General features: G+C 47.9%; 6 protein-coding genes, 13 tRNA genes and 4 rRNA genes. 22 read left to right on the forward strand and 1 reads right to left on the reverse strand.

Annotated elements, in window-relative coordinates; translation table 11 throughout:
• Positions 1-429 precede the first annotated feature (429 nt).
• The 17 genes from ACDJ59_RS29675 to ACDJ59_RS29755 all read left to right on the forward strand — a co-directional run bounded on the left by ACDJ59_RS29675 (position 430) and on the right by ACDJ59_RS29755 (position 6863).
• Positions 430-1982: ribosomal RNA gene (locus tag ACDJ59_RS29675) — 16S ribosomal RNA — on the forward strand.
• Positions 1983-2140: 158 nt separating this feature from the next.
• A 5S ribosomal RNA gene (gene rrf / locus ACDJ59_RS29680) occupies positions 2141-2257 on the forward strand.
• A gap of 36 nt (positions 2258-2293) precedes the next feature.
• Positions 2294-2370, forward strand: a tRNA-Ile gene (locus ACDJ59_RS29685).
• Positions 2371-2392: 22 nt separating this feature from the next.
• Positions 2393-2468: transfer RNA gene (locus tag ACDJ59_RS29690), tRNA-Ala, on the forward strand.
• Positions 2469-2678: 210 nt separating this feature from the next.
• Positions 2679-5604 (forward strand): 23S ribosomal RNA (locus ACDJ59_RS29695).
• A gap of 143 nt (positions 5605-5747) precedes the next feature.
• Positions 5748-5864 (forward strand): 5S ribosomal RNA (rrf, locus tag ACDJ59_RS29700).
• Together the 16S, 23S and 5S rRNA genes with 13 tRNA genes alongside form the textbook arrangement of a ribosomal RNA operon.
• A gap of 84 nt (positions 5865-5948) precedes the next feature.
• Positions 5949-6024: transfer RNA gene (locus tag ACDJ59_RS29705), tRNA-Asn, on the forward strand.
• 3 nt (positions 6025-6027) lie between these two features.
• Positions 6028-6100 (forward strand) — tRNA-Thr (locus ACDJ59_RS29710).
• A gap of 10 nt (positions 6101-6110) precedes the next feature.
• A tRNA-Glu gene (locus ACDJ59_RS29715) sits at positions 6111-6182 on the forward strand.
• Between the two features lie 7 nt (positions 6183-6189).
• Positions 6190-6265: transfer RNA gene (locus ACDJ59_RS29720), tRNA-Val, on the forward strand.
• Positions 6266-6274: 9 nt separating this feature from the next.
• Positions 6275-6349: transfer RNA gene (locus ACDJ59_RS29725), tRNA-Gln, on the forward strand.
• A 9-nt stretch (positions 6350-6358) separates the two neighbouring features.
• Positions 6359-6434, forward strand: a tRNA-Lys gene (locus tag ACDJ59_RS29730).
• Between the two features lie 6 nt (positions 6435-6440).
• Positions 6441-6521 (forward strand) — tRNA-Leu (locus ACDJ59_RS29735).
• Between the two features lie 10 nt (positions 6522-6531).
• A tRNA-Gly gene (locus ACDJ59_RS29740) sits at positions 6532-6606 on the forward strand.
• 7 nt (positions 6607-6613) lie between these two features.
• Positions 6614-6690 (forward strand) — tRNA-Arg (locus tag ACDJ59_RS29745).
• A 15-nt stretch (positions 6691-6705) separates the two neighbouring features.
• Positions 6706-6779: transfer RNA gene (locus ACDJ59_RS29750), tRNA-Pro, on the forward strand.
• Between the two features lie 13 nt (positions 6780-6792).
• A tRNA-Gly gene (locus ACDJ59_RS29755) sits at positions 6793-6863 on the forward strand.
• A 235-nt stretch (positions 6864-7098) separates the two neighbouring features.
• Here ACDJ59_RS29755 and ACDJ59_RS29760 read toward each other — a convergent pair.
• Positions 7099-7440, reverse strand: coding sequence for a WGxxGxxG family protein (locus ACDJ59_RS29760; protein WP_413407107.1), 342 nt, complete (start codon positions 7438-7440; stop codon positions 7099-7101).
• A 577-nt stretch (positions 7441-8017) separates the two neighbouring features.
• Between ACDJ59_RS29760 and ppc the strand changes: the two genes are divergently transcribed.
• From ppc to ACDJ59_RS29785, 5 genes are all read left to right on the forward strand, one after another.
• Positions 8018-10810 (forward strand): phosphoenolpyruvate carboxylase, encoded by a 2793-nt coding sequence (gene ppc / locus ACDJ59_RS29765; protein ID WP_413407108.1) that lies wholly within the window; start codon positions 8018-8020, stop codon positions 10808-10810.
• Between the two features lie 261 nt (positions 10811-11071).
• Positions 11072-11638 carry an RNA polymerase sigma factor SigW gene (gene sigW, locus ACDJ59_RS29770; protein ID WP_036614044.1) on the forward strand — a complete coding sequence of 189 codons (567 nt, stop codon included), beginning with the start codon at positions 11072-11074 and terminating at the stop codon, positions 11636-11638.
• A 136-nt stretch (positions 11639-11774) separates the two neighbouring features.
• Positions 11775-12389 carry a zf-HC2 domain-containing protein gene (locus ACDJ59_RS29775; protein ID WP_036614042.1) on the forward strand — a complete coding sequence of 205 codons (615 nt, stop codon included), beginning with the start codon at positions 11775-11777 and terminating at the stop codon, positions 12387-12389.
• A gap of 314 nt (positions 12390-12703) precedes the next feature.
• Positions 12704-13540 carry a diadenylate cyclase CdaA gene (gene cdaA / locus ACDJ59_RS29780; protein WP_017692119.1) on the forward strand — a complete coding sequence of 279 codons (837 nt, stop codon included), beginning with the start codon at positions 12704-12706 and terminating at the stop codon, positions 13538-13540.
• Positions 13533-15026, forward strand: coding sequence for a YbbR-like domain-containing protein (locus ACDJ59_RS29785; protein WP_413407109.1), 1494 nt, complete (start codon positions 13533-13535; stop codon positions 15024-15026). The genes cdaA and ACDJ59_RS29785 overlap by 8 nt, the downstream gene beginning before the upstream one ends.
• Positions 15027-15094: the final 68 nt, after the last annotated feature.

The raw sequence follows: 15094 nt of genomic DNA on the forward strand, positions 1-15094 counted from the left end.
TCTTCATAGCGGGTGCTGTACCTCTGAACCATGAGAATGTGAAATTGTTAAGGGGTTCATACTTTTTGTCGAAAAAGGGTTGACCTTTCTAAATTCATATGGTAAATTAATTCTCGTTCCTTTTTTAGGAGCGGTTCACCGAAGCAAGCATGAAAACAAAGCGATTGAAAATAATCGAAAAAAATAATGTTTGCAAAGAGAACTTCAACATGATATATTATAAAAGTCGCCGCTGAAACGACGACAACATGAAAAACAGCACTAAATTGAATGTTTGATCTTTGAAAACTGAACAACGAGTGAGTAAACATTCTGCTTGCAGAATGAACGCAAAAGTTTGAGACAAGCCTTGGCTTGAATTGACTGGAGCACAAATGAGATTTTTAATCTCGTCAGATTCAAAATGAGCTTATCGCTCTTTTCAATACTTTATTGGAGAGTTTGATCCTGGCTCAGGACGAACGCTGGCGGCATGCCTAATACATGCAAGTCGAGCGGAGTTGATAGGAAGCTTGCTTCCTTGATACTTAGCGGCGGACGGGTGAGTAACACGTAGGCAACCTGCCCTCAAGTTTGGGACAACTACCGGAAACGGTAGCTAATACCGAATAATTGTTTTCTTCGCCTGAAGGAAACTGGAAAGACGGAGCAATCTGTCACTTGGGGATGGGCCTGCGGCGCATTAGCTAGTTGGTGAGGTAACGGCTCACCAAGGCGACGATGCGTAGCCGACCTGAGAGGGTGATCGGCCACACTGGGACTGAGACACGGCCCAGACTCCTACGGGAGGCAGCAGTAGGGAATCTTCCGCAATGGGCGAAAGCCTGACGGAGCAATGCCGCGTGAGTGATGAAGGTTTTCGGATCGTAAAGCTCTGTTGCCAGGGAAGAACGCTTGGGAGAGTAACTGCTCTCAAGGTGACGGTACCTGAGAAGAAAGCCCCGGCTAACTACGTGCCAGCAGCCGCGGTAATACGTAGGGGGCAAGCGTTGTCCGGAATTATTGGGCGTAAAGCGCGCGCAGGCGGTCATTTAAGTCTGGTGTTTAATCCCGGGGCTCAACCCCGGATCGCACTGGAAACTGGGTGACTTGAGTGCAGAAGAGGAGAGTGGAATTCCACGTGTAGCGGTGAAATGCGTAGATATGTGGAGGAACACCAGTGGCGAAGGCGACTCTCTGGGCTGTAACTGACGCTGAGGCGCGAAAGCGTGGGGAGCAAACAGGATTAGATACCCTGGTAGTCCACGCCGTAAACGATGAGTGCTAGGTGTTAGGGGTTTCGATACCCTTGGTGCCGAAGTTAACACATTAAGCACTCCGCCTGGGGAGTACGGTCGCAAGACTGAAACTCAAAGGAATTGACGGGGACCCGCACAAGCAGTGGAGTATGTGGTTTAATTCGAAGCAACGCGAAGAACCTTACCAGGTCTTGACATCCCTCTGATCGATGCAGAGATGTATCTTTCCTTCGGGACAGAGGAGACAGGTGGTGCATGGTTGTCGTCAGCTCGTGTCGTGAGATGTTGGGTTAAGTCCCGCAACGAGCGCAACCCTTATATTTAGTTGCCAGCACTTCGGGTGGGCACTCTAGATAGACTGCCGGTGACAAACCGGAGGAAGGTGGGGATGACGTCAAATCATCATGCCCCTTATGACCTGGGCTACACACGTACTACAATGGCCGGTACAACGGGCTGCGAAATCGCGAGATGGAGCCAATCCCAACAAAGCCGGTCTCAGTTCGGATTGCAGGCTGCAACTCGCCTGCATGAAGTCGGAATTGCTAGTAATCGCGGATCAGCATGCCGCGGTGAATACGTTCCCGGGTCTTGTACACACCGCCCGTCACACCACGAGAGTTTATAACACCCGAAGTCGGTGGGGTAACCGCAAGGAGCCAGCCGCCGAAGGTGGGATAGATGATTGGGGTGAAGTCGTAACAAGGTAGCCGTATCGGAAGGTGCGGCTGGATCACCTCCTTTCTATGGAGAATCGTTTCCTGCAACGGAAACATTCAAATAAGCAGGTTCTCAGAACCTGCGACAGCGATTCATTTCGGTCCGTCACTTCGGTGTGGATGAAATGAAGAGCACAAGCAACTCACTCGTTGCTCAGTTTTGAGAGCTCAAACTCTCAAACGTTTGGTGGCGATAGCGAAGGGGTTCCACACGTTCCCATCCCGAACACGACCGTTAAGCCCTTCAGCGTCAATGGTACTTGGACCGCAGGGTCCTGGGAGAGTAGAACGTCGCCAAGCGTAACCCATTTTGGGTTCAAATAGTATATATAATGTGGGCCCTTAGCTCAGTTGGTTAGAGCGCACCTCTGATAAGGGTGAGGCCGGTGGTTCGAGTCCACCAGGGCCCACCATTTGTATCTTTTAATTTTATATGGGGCCATAGCTCAGCTGGGAGAGCGCCTGCCTTGCAAGCAGGAGGTCAGCGGTTCGATCCCGCTTGGCTCCACCAAAAATGTTTTACAAGTTTGTTCTTTGAAAACTAGATATCGAAACGAAACAAACGCGAATTAGAACATTCCTTTTTAGCTGAACTTGTGCAAACAAGATTCAATAAAAACGGTAGTCAAATTGCTTTTGTGATGGTATCGGGTGAGAGCGACTTTTGGATTTGGACGCAGTCCAAACCAAGGGAAGCGAGCGACCGAAACCGGAACAAAATGGTTAAGCTACTAAGAGCACACGGAGGATGCCTAGGCGCTAGGAGCCGATGAAGGACGTGGCGAACAACGAAACTGCCTCGGGGAGCTGTAAGCAAGCTTTGATCCGGGGGTGTCCGAATGGGGAAACCCAGCTGGGGTAATTTCCAGTTACTCATAACTGAATACATAGGTTATGCAGAGGCATACCAGGGGAACTGAAACATCTAAGTACCCTGAGGAAGAGAAAACAATAGTGATTCCGTCAGTAGCGGCGAGCGAACGCGGAGAAGCCCAAACCAAAGAGCTTGCTCTTTGGGGTTGTGGGACGTCTCACATGGAGTTACAAAGGAACCGGTTAAGCGAAGAGGTCTGGAAAGGCCCGCCAAAGAAGGTAAAAGCCCTGTAGTTGAAAGTTGGTTCCCTCCGAGACGGATCCCGAGTAGTGCGGGGCACGTGAAACCCCGTATGAATCCGGCAGGACCATCTGCCAAGGCTAAATACTTCCTAGCGACCGATAGTGAAGCAGTACCGTGAGGGAAAGGTGAAAAGCACCCCGGAAGGGGAGTGAAATAGAACCTGAAACCGTGTGCTTACAAAAAGTCAGAGCCCGTTTTAGGGGTGATGGCGTGCCTTTTGTAGAATGAACCGGCGAGTTACGTTCCCGTGCAAGGTTAAGGTGAAGAGCCGGAGCCGCAGCGAAAGCGAGTCTGAATAGGGCGACTTAGTACGTGGACGTAGACCCGAAACCGGGTGATCTACCCCTGTCCAGGGTGAAGGTGCGGTAACACGCACTGGAGGCCCGAACCCACGCATGTTGAAAAATGCGGGGATGAGGTGGGGGTAGCGGAGAAATTCCAATCGAACTCGGAGATAGCTGGTTCTCCCCGAAATAGCTTTAGGGCTAGCCTCGGAAAACAGAGTCGTGGAGGTAGAGCACTGATTGGGTGCGGGGCCCGCAAGGGTTACCAAGCTCAGTCAAACTCCGAATGCCATAGACTTACTTCCGGGAGTCAGACAGTGAGTGCTAAGATCCATTGTCAAAAGGGAAACAGCCCAGACCATCAGCTAAGGTCCCCAAGTGTGTGTTAAGTGGGAAAGGATGTGGAGTTGCACAGACAACCAGGATGTTGGCTTAGAAGCAGCCATCATTGAAAGAGTGCGTAATAGCTCACTGGTCGAGTGACTCTGCGCCGAAAATGTAACGGGGCTAAACACACCACCGAAGCTATGGCTTGATGCTTTGCATCAGGGGTAGGGGAGCGTTGTATAAGGGTTGAAGGTGTACCGTAAGGAGCGCTGGACATTATACAAGTGAGAATGCCGGTATGAGTAACGAAAAGATCAGTGAGAATCTGATCCGCCGAAAGCCTAAGGGTTCCTGAGGAAGGCTCGTCCGCTCAGGGTAAGTCGGGACCTAAGGCGAGGCCGAAAGGCGTAGTCGAAGGACAACAGGTCGAAATTCCTGTACCACCGTAAGCCGTTATGAGCAATGGGGGGACGCAGTAGGGTAGTGACGCGGACTGATGGATGTCCGTCTAAGCAGTAAGGCTGATGTGTAGGCAAATCCGCACATTGTAAGGCTGAGCTGTGATGGGGAGCGAAAATTGTAGTAGCGAAGGTCATGATCTCACACTGCCAAGAAAAGCCTCTAGCCAGGTGATGGTGCCCGTACCGCAAACCGACACAGGTAGGCGAGAAGAGTATTCTAAGGCGCGCGGAAGAACTCTCGTTAAGGAACTCGGCAAAATGACCCCGTAACTTCGGGAGAAGGGGTGCCCCGGTAGTGTGAATAGCACGAGGGGGCCGCAGTGAAAAGGCCCAAGCGACTGTTTAGCAAAAACACAGGTCTGTGCGAAGCCGTAAGGCGAAGTATACGGGCTGACGCCTGCCCGGTGCTGGAAGGTTAAGGGGAGTGGTTAGGAGCAATCCGAAGCTGTGAACCGAAGCCCCAGTAAACGGCGGCCGTAACTATAACGGTCCTAAGGTAGCGAAATTCCTTGTCAGGTAAATTCTGACCCGCACGAATGGCGTAACGACTTGGGCGCTGTCTCAACGAGAGATCCGGTGAAATTTTAATACCTGTGAAGATGCAGGTTACCCGCGACAAGACGGAAAGACCCCATGGAGCTTTACTGCAGCTTGATATTGAATTTGGGTACGATCTGTACAGGATAGGTGGGAGCCTTTGAAACGTGAGCGCCAGCTTGCGTGGAGGCAACGTTGGGATACCACCCTGATCGTATCTAGGTTCTAACCTGGTACCGTAATCCGGTGCGGGGACAGTGTCAGGTGGGCAGTTTGACTGGGGCGGTCGCCTCCTAAAGAGTAACGGAGGCGCCCAAAGGTTCCCTCAGAATGGTTGGAAATCATTCGAAGAGTGCAAAGGCATAAGGGAGCTTGACTGCGAGACCTACAAGTCGAGCAGGGACGAAAGTCGGGCTTAGTGATCCGGTGGTACCGCATGGAAGGGCCATCGCTCAACGGATAAAAGCTACCCTGGGGATAACAGGCTTATCTCCCCCAAGAGTCCACATCGACGGGGAGGTTTGGCACCTCGATGTCGGCTCATCGCATCCTGGGGCTGAAGTAGGTCCCAAGGGTTGGGCTGTTCGCCCATTAAAGCGGTACGCGAGCTGGGTTCAGAACGTCGTGAGACAGTTCGGTCCCTATCTGTCGTGGGCGTAGGAAATTTGAGAGGAGCTGTCCTTAGTACGAGAGGACCGGGATGGACGTACCGCTGGTGTACCAGTTGTTCCGCCAGGAGCACCGCTGGGTAGCTATGTACGGACGGGATAAACGCTGAAAGCATCTAAGCGTGAAGCCCCCCTCAAGATGAGATTTCCCAGTATGTAAGACCCCTTGAAGACGACGAGGTAGATAGGCTGGGGGTGGAAGTGCAGCAATGCATGGAGCTGACCAGTACTAATCGGTCGAGGGCTTATCCAATTGCAAGTGATAATTCGCATGTTTCGTTTCGAATCTAGTTTTCAGAGAATGATCTCTGAAATGAAAATTGGTACATCACAGAACGTGTGTATGATTTTCAGTTCCATATCTGATTTTAAGAAGCTATGCTTCGATAAATCGCGTTTGGTGGCGATGGCGGAGGGGTTCCACACGTACCCATCCCGAACACGACCGTTAAGCCCTCTAGCGCCGATGGTACTTGGACCGCAGGGTCCTGGGAGAGTAGGATGCCGCCAAGCGAACTCTTTCATCATACATAGAAAACAGGCTCTGCATGTGGACGTTGTACGATGAATTGCATTTGCACTGCAAATGCATATTATTCCCTGATAGCTCAGTTGGTAGAGCACTCGACTGTTAATCGAGTTGTCACAGGTTCGAGCCCTGTTCGGGGAGCCATTTGCTCTCATAGCTCAGTAGGTAGAGTGCATCCATGGTAAGGATGAGGTCACCGGTTCGATCCCGGTTGAGAGCTTTGGAAATGGGGCCCGTTGGTCAAGGGGTTAAGACACCTCCCTTTCACGGAGGTAACAGGGGTTCGAATCCCCTACGGGTCATATAGTTGGAGGCTTAGCTCAGCTGGGAGAGCATCTGCCTTACAAGCAGAGGGTCGGGGGTTCGATCCCCTCAGCCTCCACCATATTTTTATTGGGGATTAGCCAAGCGGTAAGGCAACGGACTTTGACTCCGTCATGCATAGGTTCAAATCCTATATCCCCAGCCATTTTAGTATGAGTCATTAGCTCAGTTGGTAGAGCACCTGACTTTTAATCAGGGTGTCGAAGGTTCGAGCCCTTCATGACTCACCATCATATGCGCGTGTGGCGGAATTGGCAGACGCACTAGACTTAGGATCTAGCGTCTTTGACGTGGGGGTTCAAGTCCCTCCACGCGCATCCTTTATTTGCGGAAGTGGCTCAGCGGTAGAGCATCGCCTTGCCAAGGCGAGGGTCGCGGGTTCGATTCCCGTCTTCCGCTCCAATATTTTGCGCCCTTAGCTCAGCTGGATAGAGCGTTTGACTACGAATCAAAAGGCCGGGAGTTCGAATCTCTCAGGGCGCGCCATTATTTTTTTAGTATCGGGATGTAGCTCAGCTTGGTAGAGCACCTGGTTTGGGACCAGGGGGTCGCATGTTCAAATCGTGTCATCCCGATTTTTTTGTTTATGCGGGTGTAGTTCAATGGTAGAACTTTAGCCTTCCAAGCTAATAGCGTGGGTTCGATTCCCATCACCCGCTTACAGGACATAATAAAAGAGCCTTTGCAGATGCAGAGGCTCTTTTATTTTTATTAACGTAAGAATTAGCAGTTATTTTATATAATATTTTATGTAAAGAACAGTACAGGTTTATTTAAAAAAGAGCGAAGACCTCCCTATTTCAATAGTAAAGGGGTCTTCGCTCTTCTGTTTATCTCTGTGGATGAGCTGCTTCTAAGACGTAGCAGCTATTCTATAGTGACGTGAGTACAATTTTAACGTTCGTTATGATCAGTGACTCTTTTACGCATGCCAGCTAAACCAAGCAACCCTAGCAAACCGAGCCAGCCCCAATCCATGCCGTTGTCACGGTTGGTTGTCGTGGCATTAGCACGAACACTGTTGGTACGATAGTCACCATTGTTGCGGTAGTTTCCATCCATATTCAGGTTGGTGTTTGCGCGATCCATGTAGTTGGTGTCCTGATAAGACCGGACACGTGATCCGTTGGTGTTGGTATCCATTCCTTTGGACATTTGACCATCAGCAGCAGCAGGGCCAGCCATCGCGGCCACCAGAAGCACGGAAGCAATAATTGTTGTACCTTTCTTCATCATTTGGATTCCTCCTTTTTAGTAAGAGCTATAGATTAATCTGCCCAAAAAGCTAAGAACAATATGTAGAAATGGTCTGTTAAGATATCCCTACGTTTACAGTAGGTTAGGAACATACATAAGAACCTCCCCTAATAAGCAGACTTGTAGTGGGAAGAAATTTGTAATTACATCTTTAATTTATTGCGTCACTGTGGTAAAGTATACAAAAGCTTGCTTTGCCGGTCATGTTTCTTTGTATATCATCTGTTCTCAAACAATGAAATTATGCGTTTTACCTTAATATCAGGTACATGGGATCATATCTAAAAGAACTGTATATTTATGAGTTTTTAAGAATAGGTATGAGACTTTTGATTTATCTAAAGTACGTGAAAAAGGTATCATGCGACAGTATATGACCATTAATTGAAGCAGAACAAGAAAATGAATAAAAAAGCGTGTTTTTGTGCTGTAAATCGGGGATAATCCCCATTTTTTCTAGTAGAAAAATAAAGATTTTCGTACCATTTTATTGTATGATGTTATGAAGGTGTCAAATTTACGTGTACGAATGGAACGATCAGATGGGAGGATAAGCATGACTGAAACTATGGTAACCGCCAGCAAAAGCCAATCCAACAACCTGCTTCGGCGAGACGTGCGGTTCCTGGGCAATATACTCGGAGAAGTTCTTGTCCATCAAGGCGGCACGGAGCTTCTAGATATCGTTGAGAAGATTCGGGAAACGAGCAAATCGTTGCGTGCAGAATTTCTGCCAGAACTCTATGCAGAGTTCAAAACGATGATCCAGGAATTAGACTCGGACAATCGTCACCAGGTTATTCGGGCTTTCGCTATTTATTTTCAATTAGTTAATATTGCTGAACAAAACCATCGGATCCGGCGTAAACGGGATTATGAACGTTCTGCTGGGAACGCTGTGCAGCCAGGATCGATTGAGAAAGCAGTACAGGATCTTAAGGAGCGTGGACTGTCTCATACAGAGGTGGAAGAGATTCTTGACGATTTGTCGTTGGAACTTGTTATGACAGCTCACCCAACCGAAGCTATGCGCCGGGTTATTCTGGACATCCATAAACGGATATCCGAAGATGTCATGTCACTTGATAATCCTACGCTGACGTTGCGTGAACGTGAACAGTTGCGGGAGAAGCTGCTGAACGAAGTTATTACGCTCTGGCAGACAGATGAACTTCGCGACCGCAAACCGACTGTACTCGATGAAGTGCGGAACGGGATGTATTACTTTCATGAAACGTTATTCCACGTACTTCCGGATGTATATCAGGAGCTGGAACGCTGCCTGAACAAATTTTATCCTGACCATGACTGGCATGTGCCGACGTATTTGCGGTTCGGTTCCTGGATCGGTGGAGACCGGGATGGAAATCCTTCGGTAACTTCAGATGTAACATGGCAGACGCTGTTGATGCAACGCAAGCTCGCTTTGCGAGAATATCAACGGATTATGATTGAACTTATGGGCCATCTCAGCTTCAGCACAAACATCATTCATGTATCGGATGAGCTGGTGCAGTCGATTGAGCAGGACCGTAATTCTGTTACATTGAAAAAAGTGGATATCTGGCGGAATGAAAAAGAGCCATACCGCATCAAATTGGCCTATATGATTGCCAAGCTGAACAATGTACTGGATGAAAACAAATTAGGTCAGCCTGACCGTTATCATAGCGCACAGGATTTGATTGATGAACTGATGATTATTGATCGAAGTCTGCGCCATCATTTTGCCGATTACGTAGCAGATACGACCATTCGCAAAATGATTCGTCAAGTCGAGTTGTTTGGTTTCCATACCGCAGCATTGGATGTGCGTCAGCACAGTAAGGAACATGAAAATGCGATGTCGGAGATTTTGGCGAAAATGAACATTGTAGAGGATTATGCGCGTCTAACTGAAGACGGTAAAATCGATCTGCTTGCTCGTTTGCTGGATGATCCACGTCCGCTTACTTCTCCTTATCACCAATACACGGAGGGAACCAAAGAGTGTCTGGATGTCTTCCGTACCATTAAGCGTGCCCAGAACGAATTTGGGAACGGCTGTATCACAAGTTACCTGATCAGTATGACGCAGGGCGCAAGTGATTTGCTGGAGGTTATGGTATTTGCCAAGGAAGTGGGCTTATTCACCAAAGGTCACAACGGTGACGTTGTATCTACACTCCAAGCGGTGCCGCTGTTTGAAACGATTGATGATCTACATGCGGCTTCGGACATTATGCAGAAGCTGTTCAACCTTCCTGTATACCGCGCAAGCGTAAAAGGACGGAATGAACTGCATGAAATCATGCTTGGTTATTCAGATAGTAACAAGGATGGCGGCGTGGTTACAGCCAACTGGGAACTGCGCGTAGCGATGAATGCCATCACGGCTGTAGGGAATGAACACGGCGTTAAGCTGAAGTTCTTCCATGGACGTGGCGGGGCTCTTGGACGTGGCGGCATGCCACTCAACCGCAGTATTCTTGCTCAACCACCACATACGATTGGTGGGGGGATCAAGATTACGGAGCAGGGAGAGGTTATTTCTTCCCGTTATTCCCTTCAGGGGATTGCATACCGCAGTCTGGAGCAGGCAACTTCGGCTCTAATCACAGCAGCACTTAATGGGCTTGAGCCGCAAGAGTCAGCATCCGAACGTCATTGGGACAGCATCATCAAAGAGATTTCGGAAGTATCTCTGACGAAATATCAGGATCTGATTTTCCGTGATCCAGACTTCTTCACCTTCTTCAAAGAATCAACGCCGCTTCCGGAGGTTGGTGAGCTGAATATTGGTTCCCGTCCATCCAAGCGTAAAAATAGTGATAAGTTTGAAGATCTGAGAGCGATCCCTTGGGTATTCGCCTGGACTCAAAGTCGATATCTGCTTCCGGCATGGTATGCGGCAGGAACAGGATTGCAAAGTTACTATCAGGATAAAGAGGAAAATCTGGTTGTCCTGAAAGAAATGTATGCAAGCTTCCCATTCTTCCGCACATTAATTGATACGGTACAGATGGCTGTAGCCAAGGCAGATCTGGTCATTGCCAAAGAATATTCAGCCATGACTTCGAACAAGGAAGCCCGTGATCGCATCTACGGTCAGATTGAAGCCGAATTCAAGCTCACAAAAGAGCTGATTCTGAAAATTACCGGAGAAGCTGAAATTCTGGATGATGTACCGGTTATTCAAGAATCCATTCGCCTTCGTAACCCTTATGTAGATCCGTTGTCCTACATGCAAGTTCAACTTCTGAGCGAGCTCAGAGATATGCGTGAACGTGGTGAGGATGATACGGAACTGCTCAGAGAAGTGTTGCTGACAATCAATGGCATCGCTGCAGGACTGCGTAATACAGGTTGATTATTGAACTGCTGCATTTGAATAATTATATGTAACAAAGTACCCATTACTTTGTTAACTAAAAAGCTCCATTCTCTGCTCTACGGAGTGAGAGATGAAACGGGACTCCTGAGGGAGTTCCCGTTTTTACTGTTTTTAGCGGATATTTGTCATACAGTCTTGATTTTTGACCAAAGTTGATTTACGATTTGATTGGTGAATTACAAGTGTGGACGGGTATCAGAAGACGGAAGACCCATCAGCATGTCTGGGGGAATAAGGGTGGACAATTTGGAGAACAGGCTTATTAAACTGGTGCTCAAGGGCGACCAGAGAGCCTTTGCAGAAATCGTTGAACTATATAAGGACAAGCTATTTCATTTGGCATACCGGATGCTGAACAATCGTCATGAAGCTGAAGACGTTGTGCAGGAGACGTTTTTGCGTGTGTTTCGTAATATGGAGAAGTACGATCCGAACCAGAAGTTCTCAACCTGGATCTACCGGATCGCAACGAATCTTTGTATTGACCGACTGCGCAGGAAGAAACCTTCATACTCATTGGATGCTGAACTGAATGATCAGGAAGGATCTGATGGTTATGCGATGCTCCCGAGTGATGATCGTACACCGGAGAGTGAAGCGCTCCTGTCAGAAACGCAGACACTCATTCGTGAGGCCATTGACAGTTTGCCAGCCAAGTATAAGTCCGTTATGATTCTGAGATATTTACAGGACTTGTCGCTACAGGAAATCAGTGATGTGACAGGTATGCCCGTAACAACGATCAAGACACGCGTTCATCGGGGCCGTGATTTTCTACGTAAAAAATTGGAGTATAAGTTATAAATGTTAAACGCCTTTAAATATGGGCGAAATTATTTGAAACATATCCGAAACGGATGCGTATGTAATGTATGCAAGTCTTATGCGCGCTTTTTAATGGCACATGGACTAAGTGATTTAAGAAAGGATTGGCTCTCATATGGATTGCAACTCGGCCGTCTCTTTAATGCATGAATGTTTGGATGAGTCGTTGTCCCCGGCCCAGAAGGTTGAACTGAAAAGTCACCTTGTGATCTGTCCGGATTGTCGCATGCGCTTTAAAGAGTTGGAACAGACGGAAATGTTACTCTTTGCCATGAAACACTATTCACCGTCTGCCTCTGATGAGCTGACCAATCGAATTATGAATGCTCTGCCCCAGCCCAAGAGACAGCAAGCATGGCTCAAATGGGTCAAAGGACATCCCGCGCTGACGGCGGCAGCCTTCTTTTTGGTCGTGATGCTCTTTAGCGCCTTGAATTTCTGGAATCAGAATAACGAAATGGTTGTTAAGGGAAATAATCTGGACCAGATCGTGATTCAGGGTAACACGGTTATTGTTCCTGAAGGTAAGTCAATTGCTGGCGATCTTACGATAGAAAATGGAACCGCACAAGTATATGGTGATGTGAACGGCAATCTGACGGTTATCGACGGACAACTGTTTCAGGCTTCAACGGCGCATATTTCAGGTCAGGTGAAAAGTATTGATCAGGCGCTGGACTGGTTCTGGTACAAAATAACCAATATGGTAAATGAAGTGGCTTATCGCTAGAACAGGGTAAAATCTTCAATGGTATATACCAAGCAGGGTACCTCCAGATTGCATGGGGTACTCTTTTTTTATACGCAAACTTTGTAATTCATGGTAAATGTGATGTTTATGTGCAGTTTGAGACTGCCGTAACTTGCAACCTGAACGTTAACGTTATAACCTAGATACTAAAGAGAACATACTACTACATATAGATAAGCATTTTGCACAAATCGAATGATGCAAAAATGCGGAGACAAAGGATTATATAAAATCCTAATGGGTTAATATGAGATCAGGGTTTACTCATCAATGGGGATAGCGGGGGCTGGCTTATGAATTATTTTGCTGACTTAACGTGGACTGAGTCCATTAAGGACGTTATCGATATATTGATCGTTACCTATATTATGTACAAACTGATTTTGCTTGTGCGGGGGACACGTGCGGTTCAGCTCCTGAAAGGGATTCTGTTCCTTGTGCTTATCTGGGCATTAAGTACGTGGCTAAACCTGTATACGCTCAAATGGTTAATGAACCAGATGTTTACGTTTGGTGTCGTTGCGGTCTTCATTATCTTTCAGCCGGAACTACGTCGTGGTCTGGAGCAATTGGGACGCGGTAAGCTGTTTGGACGTTCAGCGGCAGCGAGTGATGAAGAACTAACCGTGTTAATTGGTGAGATTATTAAGTCAGTTAATTATTTGTCACGGCGTAAAATTGGCGCTTTGGTCGTATTTGAACGTGAAACAGGTCTGAACGATTACACGGAATCGGGCATTAAGATGCACTCTCTGGTCAGCTCGGAGCTGATGATTAACATCTTTATTCCAAATACACCGCTCCATGATGGAGCCGTTATTATACAGGGAAAACAGATTTCGGCGGCAGCTTGTTATTTGCCATTATCAGAGAATCCTTTTATCAGTAAGGAATTGGGAACACGTCACCGTGCAGCAATCGGGATTACCGAAGTTGCAGATGCGATCTGTTTGGTTGTCTCCGAGGAGACTGGACAAGTGTCACTGGCAATGAATGGACAGGTCGTTCGTGATATTAAGGAAGAATCGCTGATTGCCAAACTGTATGAGGAGTTGCGCCCTACATCCAATCTGAAAAAGAATGGCTGGACAACCTTCTGGAAACGGAAGGGAGGACGTAACAATGGATAAGTGGTTTAACAATAATAACTTTGCCAAAATACTTGCGCTTGCGGTGAGCCTGCTGCTCTGGTTCATGATTCATCTGGATGAAGTACCAACCACCCCTACGATTACAACAGGGACAACCAACAAGGTTGTGGAACGCACGGTGCCTGTTCAACCTTATGGATTAGACAGCAACAGCTATGTGCTCACTTCATTAAGTACGGATGAGGTCCGGCTGGAGATCAAAGGACAGCGCTCGATGCTAACATCGATTTTTACGAATGACGATTACAAGGTACTGGTCGATCTGAGTCAGGTGAAAGATGGGTCCAATACACTGCCACTTGTACCTGATTTGCCTTCCGGGGTAGAAGTGGTCAGCATGGAACCTTCCATGGTTACGGTGAATGTAGAAAAATTGGGCACCAAATCCTTCAATGTGAATATTGTACCCGAAGGGGAACCATCCGCCGGATACAGCGCTGGAACGCCCGTAATTGAACCTTCGACGCCGGTTAAGGTAACTCTGCCCGAAGGACAACTCGAGGCTGTAGCGAAGGTCCAGGGCAGTGTGAGCGTGAAAGATGCCAAGGAAGATGTCATACAGAAAAAAGTGAAACTTCAAGCATACGATGCTGAAGGCAAGGTCCTTGAAAATGCGATTATAACGCCTCAAACGGTTGAAGTCCGAGTTCCGGTCAATCAGCCCTATACATCTGTACCCTTAAGAATCAAATATTCGGGACAGCTTCCGGAAGGCCTGGTACTCTCCACGGTAGAGCCAAGCGTGAAAGAAGTCTCGGTTTATGGATCAGAGGATGCGCTTGCAGGTATACAGTCCTACGACCAAGTAACCCTTGATCTTACACAGTTTGATCAGTCGGGTACATCGACAGTTAACGTGGACTTGACGCCGCCTTCCGGTTTTGAGAAAATCGAGCCTAGTTCGATTCAGATCAAGGTAACCATATCACCATTTGACGAGGCAGAGGAGACAACCAAAGTCTTTCCGAACGTCCCCATCACACTTACCGGTGCGGGGAATGGACTGGAAGGGACGCTGGTTACGCCTCGAAGCGGCGGACTGAACCTTACACTTACAGGCTCAGCAAGTATGCTTGAGGGTCTGAGTAGTGATGATCTCACGTTAACCGGGGATCTTGCTGGACTTGCGGTCGGAACGCATGAGATCAAGCTTGAAGCCGACCTGCCCCGTTATGCCAAACTGGATGAATCATCCACTGCATTGAGTGCGACGGTCAAAATTAGTGAAAAGGCTGAAGACACCACGACCACTCCTGGCGAAGAACCGACGGACGAGGGAACGGTAGCACCTGACCCTTCACCAGCCGAGGTCGAAAACGGGGAAACGGAGCCTGTTCCTGATGAAGAAGAAACGGAATCGAATACGGATACTCAGGATCAGGGCCAACAGGGGAGCACAAGCAGTCGAGGTAATTTAAATAATAGTAACAGCGGTACTGGCAGTAAAAGTGGCGCGAATCCGTAAACGTTCTAATTTAAAATTCTCAAAAAATAATAATAGTGCTCGTATATGATGCGAATAGAAGGAGTTAA

It is taken from the genome of Paenibacillus amylolyticus (assembly GCF_047302515.1).
GTDB lineage: Bacteria > Bacillota > Bacilli > Paenibacillales > Paenibacillaceae > Paenibacillus > Paenibacillus amylolyticus_G.